Below are 21098 nucleotides of genomic sequence, written 5' to 3'. Positions count from 1 at the left end.
TTAGTCATGAGCTCAGCTTATTGGCAAGCTTCGCAATCCGGCTCGTCGATAGCACAGGCCTTTGGCACTGGCGCTGGGCCGGCCGGGGCGGCGAGTACCGAATCATCACCGTGGTTGCCGCTGGACACTGCGTTCAGCTTACCGGTGTTGATGGTCGACTTCTCGGTGCTGGTTGCGGCCAGGGCGCGGAGGTAATAGGTGGTTTTCAGGCCACGGTACCAAGCCATGCGGTAGGTCACGTCCAACTTCTTGCCCGAAGCGCCGGCGATGTACAGGTTCAGGGACTGCGCCTGGTCGATCCACTTCTGACGACGGCTGGCAGCGTCAACGATCCACTTGGTGTCCACTTCGAAGGCAGTCGCGTAGAGCTCTTTGAGTTCTTGCGGGATGCGCTCGATCTGCTGCACGGAACCGTCGTAGTACTTCAGGTCGTTGATCATCACCGAGTCCCACAGGCCGCGGGCTTTCAGGTCGCGAACCAGGTACGGGTTGATCACGGTGAATTCGCCCGACAGGTTCGATTTCACATACAGGTTCTGGTAAGTCGGTTCGATCGACTGCGACACGCCGGTGATGTTGGCGATGGTGGCGGTCGGTGCGATGGCCATGATGTTGGAGTTACGAATACCTTTCTGCACACGGGCACGTACCGGCGCCCAGTCTAGGGTTTCGTTCAGGTCAACGTCGATGTACTTCTGGCCACGGGCTTCGATCAGGATCTGTTGCGAGTCCAGCGGCAGGATGCCCTTGGACCACAGCGAACCCTGGAATGTCTCGTAGGCGCCGCGCTCGTCGGCCAGGTCGCAGGAAGCCTGGATCGCGTAGTAGCTGACCGCTTCCATGGACTTGTCGGCGAACTCGACCGCAGCGTCCGAACCGTAAGGAATGTGCTGCAGGTACAACGCGTCCTGGAAGCCCATGATCCCCAGACCCACTGGGCGGTGCTTGAAGTTGGAGTTCTGCGCCTGTGGCACCGAGTAGTAGTTGATGTCGATCACGTTATCGAGCATGCGTACGGCGGTGTTGACGGTGCGCTCCAGCTTGGCGGTGTCCAACTTGCCGTTGACGATGTGGTTCGGCAGGTTGATCGAGCCCAGGTTGCAAACGGCGATCTCGTCCTTGTTGGTGTTCAAGGTGATCTCGGTGCACAGGTTGGAGCTGTGGACCACGCCCACGTGCTGCTGCGGGCTGCGCAGGTTGCACGGGTCCTTGAAGGTCAGCCACGGGTGGCCGGTTTCGAACAGCATGGACAGCATCTTGCGCCACAGGTCTTTGGCCTGGATGGTCTTGAACAGCTTGACCTTGCCTGGGTACTCGGTGAGGGCTTCGTAGTACTCGTAGCGCTCTTCGAAGGCCTTGCCGGTCAGGTCGTGCAGGTCCGGTACTTCGGAGGGCGAGAACAGGGTCCACTTGCCGTCATCGAAGACGCGCTTCATGAACAGGTCAGGAATCCAGTTGGCGGTGTTCATGTCGTGGGTACGACGACGGTCGTCACCGGTGTTCTTGCGCAGCTCGATGAACTCTTCGATGTCCATGTGCCAGGTTTCCAGGTAGGCACACACAGCGCCTTTGCGCTTGCCACCCTGGTTAACGGCGACGGCGGTGTCGTTCACCACTTTCAGGAACGGTACGACGCCCTGAGACTTGCCGTTGGTGCCCTTGATGTAGGAGCCCAGTGCACGCACCGGCGTCCAGTCGTTGCCCAGGCCACCGGCGAATTTGGACAACATGGCGTTGTCGTGGATCGCGTGATAGATGCCCGACAGGTCGTCCGGCACGGTGGTCAGGTAGCAGCTGGACAGCTGTGGGCGCAGGGTGCCGGCGTTGAACAGCGTCGGTGTCGAGGACATGTAGTCGAAGGACGACAGCAAGTTGTAGAACTCGATGGCGCGGTCTTCTTTGTGCTTCTCTTCGATCGCCAGGCCCATGGCCACGCGCATGAAGAACACTTGCGGCAGTTCGAAGCGGATACCGTCCTTGTGGATGAAGTAACGGTCGTACAGGGTTTGCAGACCCAGGTAGGTGAACTGCTGGTCACGCTCGTGGTTGATGGCCTTGCCGAGCTTTTCCAGGTCGAAAGTGGCCAGGACCGGGTTCAGCAATTCGAATTCGATACCCTTGGCGATGTACGCAGGCAGGGCCTTGGCGTACAGGTCGGCCATTTCATGGTGGGTGGCGCTTTCGGCGACTTTCAGGAAGCCCAGGCCTTCGGCACGCAGGGTGTCCATCAGCAGGCGTGCGGTCACGAACGAGTAGTTCGGCTCGCGTTCAACCAGGGTACGGGCAGTCATCACCAGCGCGGTGTTGACGTCGGTCAGGGCCACGCCGTCGTACAGGTTCTTCAGGGTTTCGCGTTGGATCAGGTCGCCGTCGACTTCTTCCAGGCCTTCGCAGGCCTCGGTGATGATGGTGTTCAGGCGGCCGAGGTCCAGCGGCGCAAAGCTGCCGTCGGCCAGGGTGATGCGGATCGACGGGTGCGCTTGTACCGCTGCTTCTTCGGCGGGAGTGCGCACGGCACGTTCCTTGGCGCGCGAATCGCGGTAGATCACGTAGTCGCGGGCGACTTTCTGTTCGCCGGCACGCATCAGGGCCAGTTCGACCTGATCCTGGATTTCTTCGATGTGGATGGTGCCGCCCGAGGGCATGCGACGCTTGAAGGTTGCGGTGACTTGTTCGGTCAGGCGGGCAACGGTGTCGTGGATACGCGACGAGGCGGCAGCGGTGCCGCCTTCAACTGCAAGAAACGCTTTGGTGATGGCGACGGTGATTTTGTCATCGGTGTAAGGAACGACAGTGCCGTTACGCTTGATCACGCGCAGTTGGCCAGGTGCAGTGGCGGACAGATCCATAGTCGAATCGGCGGCCTGCGGCACGGAGCCCTGCGGGTTCTCGCGAGTTGTGTCGGTTTGCATGGGGGGGTGTCTCCACATTCTATATTTATTTGGGCACCATCACGGTGCCCACCGTTCCGTCCTGAAGCACTTACAGCAGGCCTGGGCCTGGCATAACAACTTCGGGACAGTAGGAAGGGGGCTGTTCGCGCCGCTTCCATGCCGAAGTCTTCGGTTCGGGGCTCAATGCCCGTGGCCGTATTCCTGGTAGGTGACAGTTGCCGGATTCAAGCACTGCAACACCCATACCGTTTTACGCTGTTGAAGCTTGAAAACGGTCGCCATCCGCGTGCGCGGTTTGGGCTTTCAAAAATTGCTTTGGTTCAACCAAACGGGAGCAAGAAATGACTTGAGTTTCTTGTCTGATCTGTGTTTGGTGGTTTCGCTTAAAACCCTACATGTAGGGGTTTTTTAGCGCCGAGCTACAAGATAATGCGTTTTGGAGGGCTTAGCAACGCACGGCCTGTGGATAACGCTGTGGGTAAAATGTGTATGAAACGTGGAACGCCCGCGTAGGCCGCAGCACTGCTGGATTCAGCCGTTTGTCACTGAATATTCCAAGATGAAAACAGCCGGTTGGATTTTTGAGGGCGCGAACCCTATCACAAAAAAAGGTGATCACCGAATGGATTTCCTGGCTTGTGTTTGAAGGCTGGCCCATGGCTACAATCGGCGGTAGTTTGCCCTTGCCAGATGACAGCTGTAGGAGCGCGCCTTCCTGCAGACGAGCTCGGCGATCACCCTGGCATCTTGCATAGACGCGGGCCCCTTGGGCTTCTCCAACAATAAATACAACCGAGGTAGCGGATGGAGCATGACGCCTGGCAAATCCTGATCGTCGAAGACGACGAGCGATTGGCCGAGTTGACCCGTGATTACCTGCAAAGCAACGGTCTGAGGGTTGCGGTGGAAGGCAATGGAGCGCTGGCGGCTGAGCGCATCATCGACGAGCAACCGGACCTGGTGATCCTCGACCTGATGCTGCCTGGCGAAGACGGCCTGAGCATCTGCCGCAAAGTGCGCGAACGCTATGACGGCGTGATCCTGATGCTCACCGCGCGCACCGACGACATGGACCAAGTGCTCGGCCTCGACCTGGGCGCCGACGATTATGTGTGCAAACCCGTGCGTCCGCGCTTGTTGTTGGCGCGTATCCAAGCGCTGTTGCGCCGCAGCGAGCCGGCAGAACCGGCGACGGTGGAGCTGCAACGGCGCCTGCAGTTCGGCCCGCTGGTGGTGGACAACGCCCTGCGCGAAGCCTGGCTGCATGACACCGGTATCGAGCTGACCAGCGCTGAGTTCGACCTGCTGTGGCTGCTGGTGGCCAACGCCGGGCGCATCCTGTCCCGCGAAGAAATCTTCATCGCCCTGCGTGGCGTCGGCTATGACGGCCAGGATCGCTCCATCGATGTGCGCATCTCGCGGATTCGCCCGAAAATCGGCGACGACCCGATCCACCCACGCCTGATCAAGACCATCCGTAGTAAAGGCTACCTGTTCGTCCCCGAAGCCGCCGCTGACATGCCGCTGTGAACTCGATCTTCCTGCGTATCTACGGCGGCATGTGCGCCGCGCTGATCCTGGTGGCGTTGCTTGGCGTGCTGGCGCTGCACCTGCTTAATGAGGTGCGCAGTGGTCAGTATCGCGAACGCTTGGCCCACGGCACGTTTGCCTTGATGGGCGACAACCTGCAGCCCATGAGCGCCATTGAACGTCAGCGCGCCCTGGCGGTATGGGAACGTCTGTTAGGCATTCCTCTGGAGTTGCGCACCCTCGCCGAAGCCCGCCTGGACCTCAGCCAGCGCACGCGCCTGCAACGCGGCCAAGTTCTGGTGGAACAGACCGGCCCCCACGCGGCGCGGGTGGTGCGCCTGGTCAGCGAGCAGGAACAACTGGTGCTGACCGGCGAAGTGCAGCAGATCAGCGAGCAATTGGCCCGCGCGACTATTTATTTACTGGCCGATGAGCTGGTGCGCTATCCCGAGGCCGAGCAGCCGCAGCGGCTGGCGGATATCAAAGAAGCCAAGGGTTTCGGCTTCGACATGCATTTGATGACCCTCGACCAGGCCGACATGGACGATGATCAGCGTCGGCGCGTGTCCGAGGGCGACACGGTGATGGCACTAGGCAAGGGCGGCGATTCGATCCGCGTGTTCGCCGGTATGGTCGGCACGCCGTGGGTGCTGGAAATCGGCCCGTTGTACCAAATGAACCCGTACCCGGCGCAATGGCTGATCCTGATTGCGTTGATCGGCCTGACCCTGATCGGCTTAATCGTCTATTTCTTAGTCCGTCAGTTGGAGCGCCGGCTCAAAGGGCTGGAAGCGGCGGCTACCCGTATCGCCAAGGGCAATCTGCAAGTGCGCGTACCGGCCCGTGGCGCGGACTCGGTGGGGCGCTTGGCGGCGGCGTTCAATGGCATGGCCGAGCACTTGCAGCAATTGCTGGCGATCCAGCGCGAACTGGTGCGTGCGGTGTCCCATGAACTGCGCACGCCAGTGGCGCGCCTGCGCTTTGGCCTGGAGATGCTAGGCGATGCCGCCACGCCGGAAGCGCGACGCAAGTACCTGGACGGTATGGACAGCGATATCCAGGATCTGGATGGACTGGTGGACGAAATGCTCACCTACGCACGCCTGGAGCAAGGCTCGCCGGCGCTGAATTTCCAGCGGGTGGACCTCAATGCGTTGCTCGATCAGGTGATCGGCGAATTGTCGCCACTGCGCCCGCAGATCACCGTCAGTCGTGGCATTTGTCTGTCATCGGTGCATTGGGATGATGCCTGGGTCGATGCCGAGCCGCGTTATCTGCATCGCGCGTTGCAGAACCTGGTGTCCAATGCCATGCGTCATGCCCAGGGGCAAGTGTTGATCAGTTATCAGGTGGGCCAGGTACGTTGCCGCATCGACGTGGAGGATGACGGCCCCGGCGTGCCGCAAAGCGCTTGGGAGCGTATCTTCACGCCGTTCCTGCGCCTGGACGACAGTCGCACCCGCGCTTCGGGAGGCCATGGTTTGGGCCTGTCTATCGTACGACGCATCATTTATTGGCACGGCGGGCGGGCGTTGATCGGTAAGAGCAACAACCTGGGCGGGGCGTGTTTCAGCCTGAGCTGGCCGCGGAGCCAAGAAAAACCGGCAGATTGATCAATGGGGCTGGTTGGATACCGCGACGACGCTCAAGAGCTGACCATCGTCAAGCGCAAACTGCCCCTGCAACTCTTTGCCCTGGCACCACTCATGGGACAGGTCCGTCAGCAACCGCAGGCGCACCTGGCCTGTTTCGGACCACTCCAGCAACTCGGCGTGCTCAAAGTAAAAGCGCTTCTGCACAATCGGATAGAGCGCCTTGAACAGGCTCTCCTTGATGGAAAACGTCAAGGTCACCAGCAGGGCGACCTGCTCTGGCGCCAGGGCGACCATGCGTTGCAACTCATCGGCGGTCAGGATTTCCGCGGCCAGGCGTTGCGCCCGCTCCAGGCTCAGCAGGTTCTCCAAGTCCATCCCCAGGCCGCGCCACTGCGCCTTGTGCCCGACAATCGCGGCGGCGTGGCCGGTGCTGTGGGTGATGGAGCCGCTGATAGACGCGGGCCATACCGGCGCGCGGTCTTCGCCAATGGCCGGGATGCAGTCGCGGTGACCGAGCTGATGCAGCGCGGCGCGGGCGCACACACGGCCGGCGAGGAACTCGGCCTGACGCTTGGCGACCGAACGCTGGATACTGGCCGGCGGCGGCACGGCGCAACGTTGGAAATCATCCGCTACCAGTGACGCAGGATCGAAGCGGGTGCTGAGGAATACCGTGCCCGGCAAGCGTTCGGGTAACGGCCAGCGGGCGTCAAGTGGGGTGCAGCAAGCGGGTAGAGGATTCATGGGCGCTATTTTGCCCAGTTGCCGCGCCACAGGATAGCCCGCGCCGGTTCAGGTTGGGTTCAGAGCCTGTTCAGGGGGAGTTCAGGGGCGCTTGCGTAGTCTGGCTCTACAGCCAAACGCGTATGAGGTAACACCATGACTGCGATCAAAAAGCTGATGCTGGCCTTGACCTTGCTGAGTGCCACCGCTGGCGCCCAGGCATCCGAAGGCGCTTTCGCCGAATTCGGCAGGGAGAAAACCAGGAAGCCCAGTAGCCTGATCCATCGTGTGAACTTCGAAGAGGTCAGCAGCCAGGTCTCGCCCTGGGGCCAGCCCTTGGCCGCCACCGCCGCGCAGCCAGCCTACCGCGTCGGTTATGCGCACCTGACCGGCCAATTCAATGGCATTAAACTGCGCCCGCAAGACCTGCAGGGCCGCTATGATGTCACCCAGTCGGACAGTTGATTTGCTTTGGAGAGCCTTATGAAATTGCTGGTGGTGGAAGATGAGGCGCTGCTGCGCCATCACCTGTTTACCCGCCTGACCGACAGTGGCCATGTGGTCGAGGCTGTGGCCAACGCCGAGGAAGCCTTGTACCAGACCGGCCAGTTCAATCACGACCTGGCCATCATCGACCTGGGCCTGCCCGGCATGGGCGGCCTGGACCTGATTCGCCAGTTGCGCGCCAAGGGCAAGACGTTCCCGATCCTGATCCTCACCGCGCGCGGCAACTGGCAGGACAAGGTCGAAGGCCTGGCCGCCGGCGCCGACGACTACGTGGTCAAACCCTTCCAGTTCGAAGAGCTGGAAGCGCGGATGAATGCGTTGTTGCGCCGCTCCAGCGGGTTTACCCAGTCCACCATCGTCGCCGGGCCGTTGCTGCTGGATATCAACCGCAAGCAAGCCTCCCTCGACGAGCAACCCCTGGCGCTGACCGCCTACGAATACCGCATCCTCGAATACCTGATGCGCCATCACCAGCAAGTGGTGGCCAAGGATCGTTTGATGGAGCAGTTGTACCCGGACGACGACGAGCGCGACCCGAATGTCATCGAAGTGCTGGTCGGCCGCCTGCGCCGCAAATTGGAAGGCCCGGCCGGGTTCAAGCCAATCGACACCGTGCGTGGCCTGGGCTACCTGTTCAATGAGCGCTGCCGTTGATTCGCTCGTTACGTGTGCGTTTGATGCTGGCGGCCGCCACCCTGGCCGTGCTGTTTATGCTCGGTTTGCTGCCGGCAATGCAAGGCGCCTTCAGCCTGGCGTTGCAGGATTCCATCGAGCAGCGCCTGGCGTCGGACGTCACCACGCTGATCTCCGCCGCGCGGGTGGAAAACAACCACTTGCTGATGCCTGCGCAATTGCCCGATGAGCGCTTCAACCTCGCCGACAGTCGGCTGCTGGGTTACATCTACGACCGCGAAGGCCATTTGGTATGGCGCTCGCGCGCGACCCGCGAAGAAAACATCAACTACAAACCGCGCTATGACGGACGCGGCAATGAGTTTGCGCGGATTCGCGAAGACAACGGCCAGGAATTCTTCGTGTATGACGTCGAGGTCAAGTTGCTCGGCGGCAAGAGCGCGGCGTTCAGCATCGTGGCCCTGCAACCGGTGCGCGAATACCAACTGACCCTCGAAGGCCTGCGCGAAAACCTCTATCTGGGCTTCGGCGCGGCATTGCTGGTGTTATTGACTCTGTTGTGGCTGGGCCTGACCTGGGGCTTGCAGGCGCTACGGCGGTTGAGCCAGGAACTGGACCAGATTGAAGGCGGCACCCGCGAGAGTTTGTCCGAGCAGCACCCCCGCGAGCTGCTGCGCCTGACGGGCTCGCTCAACCGCTTGTTGCACAGCGAACGGGAACAGCGGGCGCGTTACCGCGACTCCCTCGACGACCTGGCCCATAGCTTGAAAACCCCGCTGGCGGTCTTGCAGGGCGTGAGCGAAGACATGGCTCAACGCCCTGCGGACCGCGACCAGGCCAGGGTGCTGCAAACACAGATCGAGCGCATGAGCCAACAGATCAGCTACCAGTTGCAACGCGCCAGCCTGCGTAAAAGCGGCCTGGTGCGCCATCAGGTGCGCCTGGAGCCGGTAGTGCAAAGCCTTTGCGATACCCTGGGCAAGGTGTACCGCGACAAAGCGGTGACGGTGTCTTTCCAGCTACCAGAGGAGTGTGACGTGCCCATCGAGAAGGGCGCCTTGCTCGAACTACTTGGCAACCTGCTGGAAAACGCCTACCGCCTGTGCCTGAGCCAGGTGCGCGTCAGCCTGGTGGAAAGCGACGACGGCACCGAGTTGTGCATCGAAGATGACGGCCCCGGTGTGCCGCCGGACCAACGTGCGCGCATCCTGCAACGTGGCGAGCGTCTGGACCGCCAACACCCGGGTCAGGGCATCGGCCTGGCGGTGGTCAAAGACATCATCGAAAGTTACGGCGCGCGCTTGACCCTGGACGATTCACCCCTGGGCGGCGCGGCGTTCAGGATTCACTTTCCGGCCGTGTGATCAGTTGTAGCTGGTTCGCTCGCCCGCATTTTTGATGCGCGAACCCGTACAAATGGGGAAGGGAGCTTGCTCCCGATGAGGCGCACCAACACCGCCTCTCTAACTCTCCTGCTCGCGATAGGCGCCCGGCGTCAGCCCCGTCCACTTCTTGAACGCCCGATGAAACGCCGAGGGTTCGGAGAATCCCAACTGTTCGGCAATTTCCTGCAATGACAAGTCCGCCCGTCCCAAGTGAAAAATGGCGATGTCTCGCCGCAGTTCATCCTTGAGTGCCTGGAAACTGGTGCCTTCTTCGCGCAGATGTCGGCGCAGGGTCTGCGGGCTGATGTGCAGGTGCTGGGCAACCGCTTCAAGGTCCGGCCAAGGCGTGCGGTCGCGGCTCAGCAGGCGGCGCAACTGGCTGCTCAGGCTGTCGCCTTCGTCCGGGCGTGAGAGCAGGTCGGCGGGGGAGCGTTCGAGGAAATGCTTGAGGGTACGCTCGTCCTGCAGCAGTGGCAGGCTCAAATAGCGCACCGGAAACACCAGGCTGCTGTTCGGTGCACCGAATACCTGAGGGCACGGGAACAGCAGATCATATTCGCTGGCGTGGGCCGGTTTCGGGTAGGCGAAGGTGGCCTGGTGCAGTCGAATGCGCTGGCCAATCAGCCAACTGCCCAGCCGATGCCAGATGACCAGTAGGCATTCACTGAGGAAGTGGTCCGGGTCCCAGAGTTGGGTGTGGTCCAGGCTTAAGTGCGCCATTTCCCCTTCACGCGTCAGCTGCCAGCGGGGCCCCTGCGGGAACAGGCTATAAAACAACAAGCCGCGTTCCAGAGCCTTCTCCAAGGTACGGCAGTGGATCAGCGCGTGGCACATCATGGCGAAGGTGCCGCGTTTGCTGGGGCCTTCAGCAAACCCCAGGTATTCGTCGTCCAGCGCCAACCAGAGCAATTGCAACAGTCGGGTAAATTGTTCCGGTGCGATGCGTGCGCGTGGTTCGCTCAACAGCTCCTGGGCAATGCCCACCTGCTGCAGCAGGGCCGAATAGTCGTAACCGACCCGCCGCGCACCGCCCAGGGCTGCGCGGGCAAAGTGGCTGGCGATGGTACGTTCGCGCATAGGGGGCCCTCGTCCATAGAACGGCCGATGGTAGCCACCACCTAGGGGGAGCGACAAGGCGGATATCCGCCAAATTGCAGGATGCTATCGGTCGGTACGGCGGAAATCCGCCATGTGCTCGTCTACTTGGAGGGGCCGCTTGTAAACGCAGGGCCCGCTGTCTTAAGGCATAAAGCGGATTTGCGCAAAGTGGCACGACGTTTGCGATAGGTAAGACAGCGCAGGACTTATCTCACAGCCCTCGCAAACAACAAATCCCTCCAGTGCAGGAGGGTTCGCAATTCAAGTGTCGTGGGCAATGGCGGATATTTGCCACACGGGACGATTGAGGAATTTTGCAATGACGACTCGTCAGCCACTCTACAAATCCCTGTATTTCCAGGTGATCGTTGCAATCGTTATCGGTATTTTGCTCGGTCACTTCTACCCGCAGACCGGCGTGGCCCTCAAGCCATTGGGTGACGGGTTCATCAAACTGATCAAAATGGTCATCGCCCCAATCATCTTCTGTACCGTTGTCAGCGGCATCGCCGGCATGCAGAACATGAAATCGGTGGGCAAAACCGGTGGCTATGCGCTGCTCTACTTCGAAATCGTCTCCACCATTGCCCTGCTGATCGGCCTGGTCGTCGTCAACGTCGTGCAACCGGGCGCCGGCATGCACATCGACGTGTCGACCCTGGACGCGTCCAAAGTGGCTGCTTACGTCACCGCCGGTAAAGACCAGAGCATTGTCGGCTTTATTCTTAACGTGATCCCGAACACCATCGTCGGCGCCTTCGCCAACGGCGACATTCTGCAAGTGCTGATGTTCTCGGTGATCTTCGGCTTTGCCCTGCACCGCCTGGGCGCTTACGGCAAGCCGGTGCTGGACTTTATTGATCGCTTCGCTCACGTGATGTTCAACATCATCAATATGATCATGAAGCTGGCGCCGATCGGTGCCCTGGGCGCCATGGCGTTCACCATCGGTGCCTACGGCGTGGGTTCCCTGGTGCAACTGGGCCAGTTGATGATCTGCTTCTACATCACCTGCGTGCTGTTTGTGGTCCTGGTGCTGGGCGCCATCTGCCGCGCTCACGGTTTCAGCGTGCTGAAATTGATCCGCTACATTCGTGAAGAGCTGCTGATCGTTCTGGGTACATCCTCCTCCGAATCCGCGTTGCCACGCATGCTGATCAAGATGGAGCGCCTGGGTGCGAAGAAATCCGTAGTAGGTCTGGTGATCCCGACCGGCTACTCCTTCAATCTCGACGGTACCTCGATCTACCTGACCATGGCGGCCGTGTTTATCGCTCAGGCGACCGACACCCATATGGACATCACCCACCAGATCACCCTGCTGCTGGTGCTGCTGCTGTCCTCCAAAGGTGCTGCGGGCGTGACTGGTAGTGGTTTCATCGTACTGGCTGCAACCCTGTCGGCCGTTGGCCACCTGCCGGTTGCCGGTCTGGCGCTGATTCTGGGTATCGACCGTTTCATGTCCGAAGCCCGTGCGCTGACCAACCTGGTGGGTAACGCCGTTGCCACCATCGTTGTGGCCAAGTGGGTGAAAGAACTGGATACCGACAAGCTGCACAGCGAACTGGCATCGGGCGGGACCGGTATTTCCGAAACCCGTGAACTCGATGACCTGGGTGTGGCCGAAGGTCCTGCACCGGTGGTCAAGTAAGCCGCTGATGGCGTGAACTGACGCCCCCAGCTCTGCGCAAACGCCCCGACTTGTTCGGGGCGTTTGCGTTTCTGGCGCGCGGCACCCGGGTTATTTTTTGGTTACAGTAAGCGCGATATTGCCCGCGGGAGGCTTGATGGACAGTGTGGATCTGAATGTGCTGCGCAGTGTGCTGGAGTGGCGTCGTGCCGGGCAGCGAGTGGTGTTGTACAGCGTGGTCCAGACCTGGGGCAGCGCGCCGCGTCCACCGGGCGCCATGTTGGCGCTGCGCGGCGATGGTATCGTCATCGGCTCGGTGTCTGGTGGTTGCATCGAAGATGACCTGATAGCCCGCTTGCACGACGGCCGCCTGACGGACGACGGGCCGCCGGTGCAGTTAGTGACCTACGGCGTGACCCAGGACGAGGCCGCGCGTTTTGGCCTGCCCTGCGGCGGCACCTTGCGCCTGACCGAAGAGCGGGTGCTGGACTGGCAATGGGTCGCCGACCTGTTGGCGCGTTGCGAAGCCCATGAGATCGTCGCGCGGGAACTGAACCTGGCCACGGGCGAGGTTACCTTGAGCAGCGCCACCAAGACCGATGGCCTGAATTTCGACGGTGAACGCTTGCGCGCCATCTATGGCCCGCGCTGGCGTCTGCTGCTGATCGGCGCCGGGCAATTGTCGCGGTACGTGGCGGAAATGGCGCGCTTATTGGATTTCGAAGTGCTTATCTGCGACCCCCGCGAAGAGTTCGTCTACGGTTGGGAGGCGCAACACGGGCGCTTCGTGCCCGGTATGCCCGATGAAGCGGTACTGTCTATCCAGACCGACGAGCGTACGGCCATCGTTTGCCTGACCCATGACCCGCGCCTGGACGATATGGCGCTGCTGACGGCGTTGGATTCCCGGGCGTTCTACATTGGCGCGCTGGGCTCGCGGGTCAACAGTCAGAAGCGCCGGGAGAACTTGTCGGCGCTGGGCCTGTCGGCGCAGGCGATAGCGCGGCTACATGGGCCGATCGGCTTGCATATCGGCAGTCATACGCCGTCGGAAATCGCACTGTCGCTGATGGCGGAAATTGTCGCGATCAAAAACGGTGTAGCACCGATGCAGAAAAAGCCGCTGCCGGTGGTGGCCGAATGACCGTCACCGCGATTGTGCTGGCGGCGGGGCAGGGCAGTCGTTTCCGCGCCGAGGCGGGAGCTGATCAGGATAAATTGCTGGCGCCTTGCCTGGGGCTGGACGGGGTGACGCGGCCGGTGATCGAGCAGGTGTTGGTGAATTTGCCGACGTGCGTGGTAGAGCGCTGGCTGGTGACGTCGCCGGAGCGTGCCGAGGTGATTCAGTTGGCCGAGGCACATGGGTGTAAGGTTTTGCAACTGACGTCGGCAGGCATGGGCGACAGTATCGCAGCGGCGGTAGCGGCCAGCGCTACGGCCGAAGGTTGGTTGGTGGTACTGGGGGATATGCCCTTTATCCAGTCATCCAGCATCGAGCAAGTGATTCAGGGGCTGCCGGAGCAGGGCATTCGCGTGCCAGTGCAGGATGGCCGTTATGGTCACCCTGTGGCGTTTGGGCGTGACTTCGGGCCGGGGTTGAAGACGCTAGCGGGTGATCGAGGTGCCAGGCTCTTGTTTACACCGACGGCTGTGAGGGAGGTGCCGGTGAATGACCCAGGCGTGTTATGGGATGTGGATGTACCAGAGCGACTGAATTACCGCTGATCCGATATAAAAAAGCCCCGCCTGATCACTCAGGCGGGGCTTTTTAGTAGCGGTTGGAATCAGACGAGAGGTTTAGGCTCGTGTTCTTCTTCCTGAACTTTGCGCTCGGCCACTTCTTCGACAGCAGAGTGCTCAGTCACGGTTTCTGCAGCCGGGGCTGGCGCCTCGACAGCTTCAACCACAGCCGGTGCAGCAGCTGCCGCAGCGGCGGCCGCCTCGGCTTCCTTGCGACGACGACGCACTTCACGCGGGTCGTTCGGCGCACGGCCGTTTTCGGTCAAGGCGCTGGCCGGTGCCGCTTCAACTACCGGCGCGGCGACTTCGGCAACCACGGGCGCTTCAACCACAGGCGCAGGTTCAACCACCGGAGCGGCCTCCACCACGGGTGCAGGCTCGGCAACTACCACTTCGGCAACCGGTGCCGGTGCTTCTTCCGCCGCCGGCGCAGGCGCTTCAACCGGCGCAGCAGGTTCGGCGGTCCACTGGAAGGCGGTCTGTTCTTCACGAACTTCGCGCACTGCCGGGGCGGCTTCTTCTACAGCCGGCGCTTGTGCAGCGGCTTCAACCACGGGTTCAGGCTCAGCCACTGGCGCCACTTCAACCGCAACCACGTCGGTCACTGGCTGGGCGTCGCGAACCGGTGCGACTTCCACTTCCGGTACCACGGGGGCTTCGATCGGAGTTGTTGCTTCTACTACCGGCGCTTCAACTGCTGGGGGCTGCACGACAGGCGTTTCGGCGACAACGGTGTCCTCGACAGCGGCGGTAGCGCGTTCAGCCTGCTGATGAGCCTGGGCTTCAGCCGGTGCACTGATAACCGAGCTGGCAACCGCTGCGGTAACGGCCAGACCTGCAGCCAGTTCAGTAGTGGTCGGCTCGTTGTTGGCGCCTTCGGTGTTCTCGCCGGTCTCTTCCGAGCCTTCGATCACATTGCCGTTGGCATCACGCTGACGCTCACGACGGTTGCTGCGACGACGCTGGCCACGGGAGCGGCGGCGTGGACGATCGCCTTCGGCGTTGTCCTGACCGTCTTCCTGCAGCTGCTCTTCGCCGGTCAGCACTTCCTCTTCGCTTGCGGCAGCGGCCTGCTCGGCGCGCGGTTGACGCTCTTCACGCGGGGCACGAGGCTGGCGTTCTTCTCGTGGCGCACGCTCTTCGCGAGGCGCACGGGCTGGGCGTTCTTCGGTGGCAGCAGCAGCGGCAACGGCCGGGGCGGCATCCAGAGGCTCGCGCAGTTCACGCACACGCTCTTCACGCTCACCGCGAGGCTTGCGATCTTCACGCGGGGCACGCGGCGTACGTGGCGCGCGCTCTTCACGCGGTGCACGCTCTTCGCGGGCTACGGTCGGAGTGTCTTCGCGGGCTTCACGAGGCTGACGCTCTTCACGCGGCGCACGTTCTTCACGCGGTGCACGCTCTTCGCGAGGCTTGCGCTCTTCGTCACGGCGACCGTTGCGGTTACGGCTTTGCTGGCGACCGTTGCGACGCTCTTCGTTGCGCGCTGGGCGCTCGGCGGCAGGTTTTTCGACGACGACCGGTGCGACAGGCTCTTCCTTGGTGGCGAACAAGCTAACCAGGGATTTCACCAGGCCTTTGAACAGGCTTGGTTCAGGCATCGCGGCTGGTGCGGCAACCGGTGCAGCGGCCTCAACCGGAACCGGTGCGTTGGCACGGGCTGGAGCGGTCTTCACGGCGGCTTCCTGGCGGACCAGGGTGCGGGTTGCGGCGGCTGGCTGGACTTCTTCCACCTCGGCAGCGGCAGCAGCGATTTCGTAGCTGGACTGACCGCTGTGGGCTTCCGGGCTGTCATCACGCAGACGCTGCACTTCGAAGTGCGGCGTTTCGAGATGGTCGTTCGGCAGGATCACGATACGAGCGCGGGTACGCAGTTCGATCTTAGTGATCGAGTTGCGTTTTTCGTTGAGCAGGAACGCGGCCACCGGGATCGGCACCTGGGCGCGGACTTCGGCGGTACGGTCCTTCAGGGCTTCTTCTTCGATAAGGCGCAGGATTGCTAGCGACAGCGATTCAACGTCACGGATGATGCCGGTGCCGTTGCAACGCGGGCAGACGATGCCGCTGCTCTCGCCCAGGGAAGGACGCAGGCGCTGACGGGACATTTCCAGCAGGCCGAAGCGCGAGATGCGGCCCACTTGCACGCGGGCACGGTCGGCTTCGAGGCATTCGCGGACTTTTTCTTCCACGGCGCGCTGGTTCTTGGCCGGGGTCATGTCGATGAAGTCGATCACGATCAGGCCGCCGATGTCGCGCAGGCGCAGCTGGCGGGCAATTTCTTCGGCCGCTTCCAGGTTGGTCTGCAGGGCGGTTTCTTCGATGTCGCTACCTTTCGTGGCGCGCGCCGAGTTGATGTCGATGGACACCAGGGCTTCGGTCGGGTCGATCACGATGGAGCCGCCGGAAGGCAGTTCGACCACGCGCTGGAAAGCGGTCTCGATCTGGCTTTCGATCTGGAAACGGTTGAACAGTGGGACGCTGTCTTCGTACAGCTTGATCTTGCTGGCGTACTGCGGCATGACCTGGCGGATGAAGGTCAGGGCTTCGTCTTGGGCTTCGACGCTGTCGATCAGCACTTCGCCGATGTCCTGGCGCAGGTAGTCGCGGATGGCGCGGATGATTACGTTGCTTTCCTGGTAGATCAGGAACGGCGCGGAACGATCCAGCGAGGCTTCCTTGATGGCAGTCCACAGTTGCAGCAGGTAATCGAGGTCCCACTGCATCTCTTCGCTGCTGCGACCCAGGCCGGCAGTGCGCACGATCAGGCCCATGTCGGCCGGTGCGATCAGGCCGTTGAGCGCTTCACGCAGTTCGTTGCGCTCTTCGCCTTCGATGCGGCGGGAGATGCCGCCGGCACGCGGATTGTTCGGCATCAGTACCAAGTAGCGGCCGGCCAGGCTGATGAAGGTGGTCAGGGCGGCGCCCTTGTTGCCACGTTCTTCTTTTTCCACCTGAACGATGACTTCCTGGCCTTCGCTCAGGACGTCCTTGATGTTCACGCGGCCTTCTGGGGCTTTCTTGAAGTATTCGCGGGAGATTTCTTTGAGGGGCAGGAAGCCGTGGCGCTCGGAGCCGAAATCGACAAAGGCAGCCTCAAGGCTTGGTTCGATGCGAGTAATACGGCCTTTATAGATGTTGGCCTTTTTTTGCTCGCGTGCACCGGATTCGATGTCCAGGTCGTAGAGGCGTTGGCCATCTACCAGTGCAACACGCAACTCTTCGGGTTGAGTTGCGTTAATCAGCATTCTTTTCATGTTGTACCGTCGGTTTCCGGGCTGCCGGAAACGGCGTTCGGCACACACGACTTCTCACGGTCGGTGTCAGGTGCGTCAAGAGTGGTTGGCCACTCCAGTGTCCAGCAAAACCTGCCAATTGGGCGGGAGTCGCGACGGACGCGTCCTGCTTGTTAGCGGCGGTGACAAAGGCACCGCTTCAACAAAAGCTAAGGTCAGGAGGAGGAATCAACCGGCGACTGTGGACGAGATGAAGCGTCTAAATATAAGCCTAGTGCTACACGGTCCGACGGTTGTGCATCTCCACCCTACACGTATCCCTGATAATTCGGGTGCTGCCGCGCGCAGAATCCGCAGCGGGTTGGCATTTACCGTGTTCTCCAATGGGGAGTCCACGCTCATGGCTAAACAGGCCTGAATGAAAACGACTGCGCTCTCACTCAGCTCTTAACAGGCGTTGTTTCCGAAGCATTCGCCATGGTCTGGCTCAAAACTGACTGCACTTTGTGAACTGGCCGTAAATATCGGCGCCAAACGCGAGTATTCACTCTGCTTTTGGCACTCGCTTCAGGCCTCATGTCACCTGCGCTTGTTACAACTTTGAGCTTTCCAGGGTGGCAAACGCCCCGTAGGACGGCCTTGCGTCCTGATGAATTGCGATGGTCAGGGCCGGCAGTCTGCCGCAAGTCCTCTGGCCAGGCCGCTTTTGGCGGCGTTCGCGACTATAGCAGTAATGATTAAGTGCTTCAATTCCATAAAAAATTGTTATCATCGCCGCCATGACAACTACCGCCCCCCCGACCCCCAGCGTTCAGCTGCTTGAGGTCTCGCCGGAATATGCCGGCCAACGCATCGACAATTTTCTCCTGGCCAGGCTCAAAGGCGTGCCCAAGACCTTGATTTACCGCATCTTGCGTAAAGGCGAAGTGCGCGTGAACAAGGGGCGGATCAAGCCCGAGTATAAATTGCAGGCGGGCGATATCGTCCGTGTGCCGCCGGTTCGGGTGCCTGAGCGCGACGAGCCGGTGCCGCTGGCACAAGGCCTGCTGCAGCGCCTAGAAGCATCGATAGTTTTTGAAGACAACAAGCTGATTGTGATCAACAAGCCCTGCGGCATTGCGGTGCACGGCGGCAGCGGCCTGAATTTCGGCGTGATCGAAGCCTTTCGTCAGTTGCGCCCGGATGCCAAGGAGTTGGAATTGGTGCACCGTCTGGACCGCGACACCTCTGGCCTGCTGATGATCGCCAAAAAACGCAGCATGCTGCGTCATCTGCATACCGCTCTGCGCGGCGATGGCGTGGATAAGCGCTACATGGCGCTGGTGCGGGGCCACTGGGCCAGTTCGATCAAGAGCGTTCGTGCGCCGTTGCAGAAGAGCAACTTGCGCTCCGGCGAGCGCATGGTGGAGGTGGACGAGGAGGGCAAAGAGGCGCTGACTCTGTTCAAGGTGCTGCGCCGCTTCGGCGACTTCGCCACACTGGTGGAGGCCAAACCCGTTACCGGTCGTACCCACCAGATCCGCGTGCACACCTTGCACGCTGGTCACTGCATTGCCGGTGACACCAAGTATGGCGATGAAGATTTTTCCAAGGAAATTCGCGATCTGGGCGGTAAACGCCTGTTCCTTCACGCCTATATGCTGACCGTGCCGCTGCCCGATGGCGGTGAGCTCAAGCTGCAGGCGCCGGTTGATGAGATGTGGGCCAAGACCGTGGAGCGTTTGAGTGTCGCACCGTGACTACAAACTGCTGATTTTCGATTGGGATGGGACCCTGGCCAACTCCATTGGTCGCATCGTCGAATCGATGCACATGGCCTCGACCCGCTCGGGGTTCGAGCTGTGCAGCGACCTGGCGGTCAAAGGCATCATCGGCCTGGGCTTGCCTGAGGCGATTCGTACCTTGTATCCGCAGATCGCCGATCAAGAGTTGCTCGCATTCCGTGAGCACTACGCCGATCACTACATTGCACTGGAGGCCGAGCCTTCGCCTTTGTTCGAGGGTGTGCGCCAATCCCTGGAGGCGTTCCGTGCCGATGGCTACCACTTGGCTGTCGCCACCGGAAAGGCCCGTCGCGGTTTGGATCGGGTACTCAAGGCCCACGGTTTTGAAGATTATTTCGATATCACCCGCGCAGCCGATGAAACCGCCAGCAAGCCTCACCCTCTGATGTTGGAGGAGATTCTGGCCCATTGCGCTGTTTCCCCGCGTGAGGCGTTGATGGTGGGGGATGCGTCCTTTGACCTGATGATGGCGCGCAATGCGGGTATGGACAGTGTGGCCGTCAGTTACGGCGCGCAGTCGCCCGAGGCGTTGCAGCAGTACGAGCCCAGGGTCACGATCGATCATTTTTCTGAATTGCACGCCTGGCTCAATCGGGCTCAATAAGTCTTTGCTGGGGTTTATGGCATGAGTGACGAGTGGAAAGCGCCCGAAAAGGCTGAAAGCAGCGACGACAAAAGCTGGAAACTGCTGGAGAAAACCCTGCTGGCCAGTGTGCAGGAGCAGCGTCGCTCGCGGCGCTGGGGGATTTTCTTCAAGCTGCTGACCTTCACTTACTTGTTGATCATGCTGGCGCTGTTCAGTCCATTAATGGATATGGAGAAAAGCGCGACCCGTAGTGCCAACTACACCGCGCTGATCGAAGTGCGTGGGGTGATTGCCGATAAAGAGCCTGCCAGTGCAGACAATATTGTCAGCAGTCTGCGCGCCGCGTTCGAAGACACCAAGGTCAAGGGTGTGATCCTGCGCATCAATAGCCCGGGCGGCAGTCCTGTGCAGTCGGGCTATGTGTATGACGAGATTCGTCGTCTGCGCGCTCTGCATCCGGACATCAAGCTGTACGCGGTGATCTCTGATCTTGGCGCCTCCGGTGCCTACTACATTGCCAGCGCGGCTGACCAGATTTACGCCGACAAGGCCAGTCTAGTGGGCTCCATAGGCGTGACGGCGGCCGGTTACGGGTTTGTCGGCACCATGGAGAAGCTTGGCGTGGAGCGCCGTACCTACACCTCGGGTGAGCACAAAGCGTTTCTTGACCCGTTTCAGCCGCAGAAGCCCGATGAAACGCAGTTCTGGCAGAGCGTGCTTGATACCACTCATCGCCAGTTCATTGCCAGCGTCAAGCAGGGCCGAGGCGATCGTCTGAAGGACAAGGAGCACCCTGAGTTGTTTTCCGGCCTGGTCTGGTCCGGCGAGCAGGCGTTGCCGTTGGGCTTGATCGACGGCTTGGGCAGTGCCAGTTCGGTGGCGCGGGATGTGATTGGTGAGAAAGAACTGGTGGACTTCACCGTTGAGGAATCGCCATTCGATCGGTTTTCCAAAAAGCTCGGCGCCAGCGTGGCTGAAAAACTGGCGCTCTATATGGGCTTTCAAGGTCCAACGTTGCGTTGAGATAGTCAGGCTGACATAGCCAAGATGTGGGAGGGGGAGGGCTTGCCCCTGATTGCTGTGGTGCTACAGACAGATTGGCTGATCCAATCCTGTCGGGAGAAAGCTCCCTCTCACAATGGGTTTTGCGGTGTTCTTAAGGGACCTGCACCCCTTCGCTGAGCAGCATGTCCACCAGTCGAATCAGGGGTAAACCGACGAGGCTGGTGGCATCCGGCCCTTCGGTGCTCTGGAACAGGCTCACGCCCAAGCCTTCAGCTTTGAAGCTGCCCGCGCAGTCAAATGGTTGCTCGATGCGCAGGTAGCGCTCGATGCGCTCAATGTCCAGCTCGCGCATATGCACGGTAAAAGGCACGCAGTCGACTTGGCAGCGCCCGGTTTCGCTGTTGAGCAATGCCAGTCCGGTAAGAAAGCTGACACGCTTGCCGCTTGCCGCCAGCAACTGCTCGCGGGCGTTCTCGAATGTATGCGGCTTGCCGATGATCCGGCCGTCGAGCGCGGCCACCTGGTCCGAACCGATAATCAAATGCCCCGGATAGCTGGCGGCCAACGCTCGGGCCTTCTCTTCTGCCAGGCGTTTGACCAGCTCCACCGCCGGCTCATTTGGACGATGGCTTTCATCGATATCCGGAGAGCTGCAGATGAACGGTAGGTGCAGGCGGTTCAACAATTGCTGGCGATAAACCGAGCTGGATGCGAGTAATAAAGGCAGCATGGGCGACTCCTCAGGGCAGGCCGGG

The 21098-nt window shown here is 60.9% G+C and carries 16 protein-coding genes; 11 read left to right on the top strand and 5 right to left on the bottom strand.

What is annotated here, in order from left to right; all coding sequences use genetic code 11:
* Window positions 1-17 precede the first annotated feature (17 nt).
* Complete coding sequence (locus ABX75_RS24315; protein WP_034099909.1) at window positions 18-2912, bottom strand: ribonucleoside-diphosphate reductase subunit alpha; 2895 nt, start codon at window positions 2910-2912, stop codon at window positions 18-20.
* 786 nt (window positions 2913-3698) lie between these two features.
* Here ABX75_RS24315 and ABX75_RS24310 point away from each other — a divergent pair.
* Entirely contained in the window at window positions 3699-4424 is a 726-nt protein-coding gene (locus ABX75_RS24310) for a response regulator (protein ID WP_034114870.1), read from the top strand.
* Window positions 4421-6037 carry an ATP-binding protein gene (locus tag ABX75_RS24305; protein ID WP_047882815.1) on the top strand — a complete coding sequence of 539 codons (1617 nt, stop codon included), beginning with the start codon at window positions 4421-4423 and terminating at the stop codon, window positions 6035-6037. The genes ABX75_RS24310 and ABX75_RS24305 overlap by 4 nt, the downstream gene beginning before the upstream one ends.
* Here the strand turns inward: ABX75_RS24305 and ABX75_RS24300 are convergent, their stop codons facing one another.
* Complete coding sequence (locus ABX75_RS24300; RefSeq protein ID WP_034099906.1) at window positions 6038-6763, bottom strand: 4'-phosphopantetheinyl transferase; 726 nt, start codon at window positions 6761-6763, stop codon at window positions 6038-6040.
* Window positions 6764-6898: 135 nt separating this feature from the next.
* Here ABX75_RS24300 and ABX75_RS24295 point away from each other — a divergent pair, with 135 nt between their 5' ends.
* Genes ABX75_RS24295 through ABX75_RS24285 form a run of 3 tightly spaced genes read left to right on the top strand, consistent with a single transcriptional unit; the run spans window position 6899 to window position 9246 of the window.
* The gene (locus ABX75_RS24295; RefSeq protein WP_047882814.1) at window positions 6899-7207 is read left to right on the top strand and encodes a hypothetical protein; all 309 of its coding nucleotides are present in this window, start codon (window positions 6899-6901) and stop codon (window positions 7205-7207) included.
* 18 nt (window positions 7208-7225) lie between these two features.
* Entirely contained in the window at window positions 7226-7903 is a 678-nt protein-coding gene (locus tag ABX75_RS24290) for a response regulator (protein WP_034099904.1), read from the top strand.
* Entirely contained in the window at window positions 7900-9246 is a 1347-nt protein-coding gene (locus ABX75_RS24285) for an ATP-binding protein (RefSeq protein ID WP_034099903.1), read from the top strand. Before ABX75_RS24290 ends, ABX75_RS24285 begins: the two co-directional genes overlap by 4 nt.
* A 99-nt stretch (window positions 9247-9345) precedes the next feature.
* Here the strand turns inward: ABX75_RS24285 and ABX75_RS24280 are convergent, their stop codons facing one another.
* Window positions 9346-10344 carry an AraC family transcriptional regulator gene (locus ABX75_RS24280; protein WP_034099902.1) on the bottom strand — a complete coding sequence of 333 codons (999 nt, stop codon included), beginning with the start codon at window positions 10342-10344 and terminating at the stop codon, window positions 9346-9348.
* Window positions 10345-10684: 340 nt separating this feature from the next.
* Between ABX75_RS24280 and ABX75_RS24275 the strand changes: the two genes are divergently transcribed.
* From ABX75_RS24275 to ABX75_RS24265, 3 genes are all read left to right on the top strand, one after another.
* Window positions 10685-12016, top strand: coding sequence for a dicarboxylate/amino acid:cation symporter (locus ABX75_RS24275; RefSeq protein WP_034099901.1), 1332 nt, complete (start codon window positions 10685-10687; stop codon window positions 12014-12016).
* Window positions 12017-12152: 136 nt separating this feature from the next.
* Window positions 12153-13139 carry an XdhC family protein gene (locus ABX75_RS24270; RefSeq protein WP_034114868.1) on the top strand — a complete coding sequence of 329 codons (987 nt, stop codon included), beginning with the start codon at window positions 12153-12155 and terminating at the stop codon, window positions 13137-13139.
* Complete coding sequence (locus ABX75_RS24265) at window positions 13136-13720, top strand: NTP transferase domain-containing protein (RefSeq protein WP_047882813.1); 585 nt, start codon at window positions 13136-13138, stop codon at window positions 13718-13720. The genes ABX75_RS24270 and ABX75_RS24265 overlap by 4 nt, the downstream gene beginning before the upstream one ends.
* A gap of 59 nt (window positions 13721-13779) precedes the next feature.
* Here ABX75_RS24265 and rne read toward each other — a convergent pair whose 3' ends face one another.
* Window positions 13780-16980 carry a ribonuclease E gene (rne, locus tag ABX75_RS24260; protein WP_082136202.1) on the bottom strand — a complete coding sequence of 1067 codons (3201 nt, stop codon included), beginning with the start codon at window positions 16978-16980 and terminating at the stop codon, window positions 13780-13782.
* A 767-nt stretch (window positions 16981-17747) separates the two neighbouring features.
* Here rne and rluC point away from each other — a divergent pair.
* The 3 genes from rluC to ABX75_RS24245 are packed head-to-tail and all read left to right on the top strand — an operon-like array spanning window position 17748 to window position 20361.
* Entirely contained in the window at window positions 17748-18707 is a 960-nt protein-coding gene (rluC, locus tag ABX75_RS24255) for a 23S rRNA pseudouridine(955/2504/2580) synthase RluC (protein WP_034114867.1), read from the top strand.
* Complete coding sequence (locus ABX75_RS24250) at window positions 18694-19356, top strand: HAD-IA family hydrolase (RefSeq protein WP_034114866.1); 663 nt, start codon at window positions 18694-18696, stop codon at window positions 19354-19356. Before rluC ends, ABX75_RS24250 begins: the two co-directional genes overlap by 14 nt.
* A gap of 21 nt (window positions 19357-19377) precedes the next feature.
* On the top strand, window positions 19378-20361 hold the full coding sequence (locus ABX75_RS24245; RefSeq protein WP_034099896.1) for a S49 family peptidase: 984 nt from the start codon (window positions 19378-19380) through the stop codon (window positions 20359-20361).
* A gap of 133 nt (window positions 20362-20494) precedes the next feature.
* On the opposite strand, the gene ABX75_RS24240 is transcribed toward ABX75_RS24245, so the two are convergent.
* Window positions 20495-21073, bottom strand: coding sequence for a nucleoside triphosphate pyrophosphatase (locus ABX75_RS24240; RefSeq protein ID WP_047882811.1), 579 nt, complete (start codon window positions 21071-21073; stop codon window positions 20495-20497).
* Window positions 21074-21098: the final 25 nt, after the last annotated feature.

Origin of the sequence: Pseudomonas sp. ARP3, from assembly GCF_001029595.1 — a bacterium.
Taxonomy (GTDB): Bacteria; Pseudomonadota; Gammaproteobacteria; order Pseudomonadales; family Pseudomonadaceae; genus Aquipseudomonas; species Aquipseudomonas rhodesiae.
This window is presented reverse-complemented; position numbering and strand designations above follow the sequence as displayed.